At 46.3% G+C, this 3,052-nt stretch carries 4 protein-coding genes; all 4 read left to right on the forward strand.

From position 1 onward, the window contains the following. On the forward strand, positions 1-228 hold a 228-nt coding region (locus tag IT392_04830), incomplete at its 5' end, for a hypothetical protein (protein MCC6543811.1). 48 nt (positions 229-276) lie between these two features. Further along, the gene (gmd, locus tag IT392_04835) at positions 277-1,320 is read left to right on the forward strand and encodes a GDP-mannose 4,6-dehydratase (GenBank protein MCC6543812.1); all 1,044 of its coding nucleotides are present in this window, start codon (positions 277-279) and stop codon (positions 1,318-1,320) included. A 64-nt stretch (positions 1,321-1,384) separates the two neighbouring features. Continuing rightward, positions 1,385-2,683: a glycosyltransferase family 4 protein gene (locus tag IT392_04840; GenBank protein MCC6543813.1), complete on the forward strand. Its 1,299-nt coding sequence runs from the start codon at positions 1,385-1,387 to the stop codon at positions 2,681-2,683. A gap of 16 nt (positions 2,684-2,699) precedes the next feature. Beyond that, a partial coding sequence (locus IT392_04845; GenBank protein MCC6543814.1) for a class I SAM-dependent methyltransferase occupies positions 2,700-3,052 on the forward strand: 353 nt, incomplete at its 3' end.

Genomic DNA, 3,052 nt, shown 5'->3' on the forward strand with positions numbered 1-3,052 from the left:
GAGATCGCATTGATGGCCCTTCAGGACAGTTCTCTGGATCTCGTGGCTATTGTTGATGATCAGGGTGCCGGGAGAAAATTCCTCGGCTATAGAGTCCTTCCGGTTGATGTACTGAAACAGATCAAGTTTGACCGGCTGCTCATCACTTCAGAGGACCCTGTTGAGAAAGTTATAGAACACCTGAGACAGTACAATGTACCTGAGGATCGAATCTGTTTTTTACAATGAGCAGCAGATAGTTAGGACAATGTAAATATTTATGAAAAGGGGGGGGAAATGAAAAAGGCTTTGGTAACAGGTATCACAGGGCAGGATGGCTCCTACATGGCAGAGCTGCTTCTGTCAAAGGGGTATGAAGTCCATGGACTGATACGAAGGGCAAGCACATTTAATACAGGAAGGATTGACCATATTTACGTTGACCCTCATGACCCCTCAGCCAGGATGTTTCTGCACTATGGCGACCTTTCCGATGCCGGACAGCTTACAAATCTCATATACAATATCCAGCCTGAAGAGGTCTATCACCTTGGGGCGCAGAGCCATGTGAAGGTCAGTTTTGATATGCCTGAATATACCGGAGATGTAACGGGTCTTGGAACAACTCGATTACTGGAGGCTATAAGACGAAGCGGAAACAACATAAAGTTCTATCAGGCATCGAGCAGTGAGATGTTCGGGGCGGCGCCTCCTCCGCAGTCTGAAGCTACCCCGTTTTATCCAAGAAGCCCGTATGCAGCGGCAAAGGTTTATGCCTACTGGATGGTCGTCAATTACAGGGAGGCATACAATCTGTTTGCGGTAAATGGTATTTTGTTTAATCATGAGTCACCGAGGCGGGGAGAAATTTTTGTCACAAGAAAAATAACGAGGGCCATAGCAAACATAAAAGCCGGCAAACAAAAAGACCTCTATCTCGGCAACCTGGATGCAAAAAGGGATTGGGGCTTTGCACCTGAGTATATGGAGCTTGTCTATCTGATGATCCAGCATGACAAGCCCTGTGATTACGTCATGGGGACAGGAGAAACCCACTCTGTCAGAGAGTTTGTTGAAGAGGCATTTGCTTATGCAGGACTTGACTCAAAAGAGCATGTAAAGATTGACCCGAAGTATTTCAGGCCGACAGAGGTTGATGCACTGAGGGCCAGTCCTGATAAGGCGAAAAGAGACCTCGGATGGGAGTCCAAAGTCACCTTCTCCGAACTTGTCATGATAATGGTGGATGCGGATATGAAAGATATCGGCATTGAGTGCAGGGGTGAAGGCGACAGGATCTTAAAGACCAAATACCCTGATAGATGGTGGAAGAAGGACTGAGCTGGATCACAGGCTGATCCGTTAGTATTCTATAATTGTGGGGAACGAGGCAGCGAAGCAATCCATGAAGTTGTTTGATGAGGGAGTCTTTTCAAACCCTGAATGGCGGCAGCCTGCCCGGAGCCTGATGCAGCAGAACAAAAAAACTAAAGTTGCCTGGCTTTATACCCATTTGTTGTTTCGGACTGGTGGGACGAGGTTTGTACTTGAGGTAACAAGGAGATTGCAGGAATCCTGTGATGTGGACGTTATAGTGGAGCGGGCCTCTCCTGAGATAAGAAAAGAGTTCAGCCAGTATGGTATAGAGGTAAGGGAAACAGGTCTCCTTACAAGTACCAGCATGATCTACTGGCTTTTCTTTCCCCTGATGCTGTGGATAAATGAGAAACGTGTAAGAAGGGAGACTAAAGACGCAGATGTTGTAATATCAGGGATGTTCCCCATGAATGTTGTTGCAGCAGGACTCAACAAACCGACTATTCAGAACTGCTGGGAACCTTTCGCATTCTTCTACGATACCCATATGATTAATGGATTCACACTGCCAAAGCGCCTGCTTATAAAGACACTTGCCGCATTATATTCCGGAACGGACATCGCAGGGACACGGAAAAGTGACATTATTACTACCCTTAATCATTCTACAGGAGAATGGCTCAGAAGGGTTTATGGAAGAGACGGCGTAAAGACCTATATGGGGGTTGATGCAGATTTTTTCAGGCCTGTTTCAGGTCAGTCATCTCAGGTAAAAAGGAATGAGAAGATAATCCTGCACAGTACGGATTACACCATGATGAAGGGGACCGGATATCTTGTCGAGGCCCTCCCCCTGATCCTGGATAAGGTCAGGGATGTTAAGGTAGTTATTACGCATACCGTTGAAAACAAGAAGGAGAGAGATGCCCTTTTAAAAAAGGCAAAGACCCTTGGGGTTGATAAGAATATGGAATTTATAGGAACAGTTCCCTATGATAAACTGCCGGAACACCTGTCTCATGCCGACCTCGTTGCATTTACAGGTCATCCTGAGAGCATCGGCACAACGGCAAGCCTTATGGTTTTAGAGGCAATGGCATGCGAAACACCTGTAGTGCGGAGCATCGGGTGTGATGAAGAGGTGGAGGATGGGGTCTCAGGGATCCTGGTGGACCCGAGGGATAAGGTAAAGTTATCAGGTGCAATAGTGAAAATACTCATGGACAAAGACCTTGGGAAAAAGATGGGTAAAGAGGGCAGGAACAGGGTTGTAACGTTATATAACTGGGACAGGGTATGCAGTATATTCTCCGGGGTGATCGAGAGCGCCATACAAAAACATCTGTCCCCCCATACTCTCACGAAAATCCCCTCCCCATCAAGGTGAGGGAGGAGGAGAAATAATGAGCGTCTTTAAAAAGGATTATGCAGAGGCATATGATTCCCTCTATCAGAGCAAGGATTATGAGAAGGAATGTGATTTCATAGAGGCCGTCTTCAAAAAGTTTGGGAGTAATGTCAAAACAATCCTTGATTTAGGTTGTGGTACCGGCGGGCATGCCCTGATACTTTCAAGGCGCGGCTACAATGTCACCGGAGTTGACCTGTCGCAGGAGATGGTTGATATAGGCATAAGGAAGGCTGAAAAAGAAAAACAATCCATAGAATTCATTCAGGGTGATATATCTGATATTGACCTGCACCGGAAATTTGATGCCGTAATTTCCATGTTTGCAGTTATGGGTTATCAGACCAC

It is taken from the genome of Nitrospirota bacterium (assembly GCA_020846775.1).
Lineage (GTDB): Bacteria > Nitrospirota > 9FT-COMBO-42-15 > HDB-SIOI813 > HDB-SIOI813 > RBG-16-43-11.

What these genes read in the sequence shown, in the direction of transcription:
- gmd (MCC6543812.1), top strand. Translation starts at nt 277, where the DNA reads ATGAAAAAGGCTTTGGTAACAGGTATCACAGGGCAGGATGGCTCCTAC.
- IT392_04840 (MCC6543813.1), top strand. Translation starts at nt 1,385, where the DNA reads ATGAAGTTGTTTGATGAGGGAGTCTTTTCAAACCCTGAATGGCGGCAG.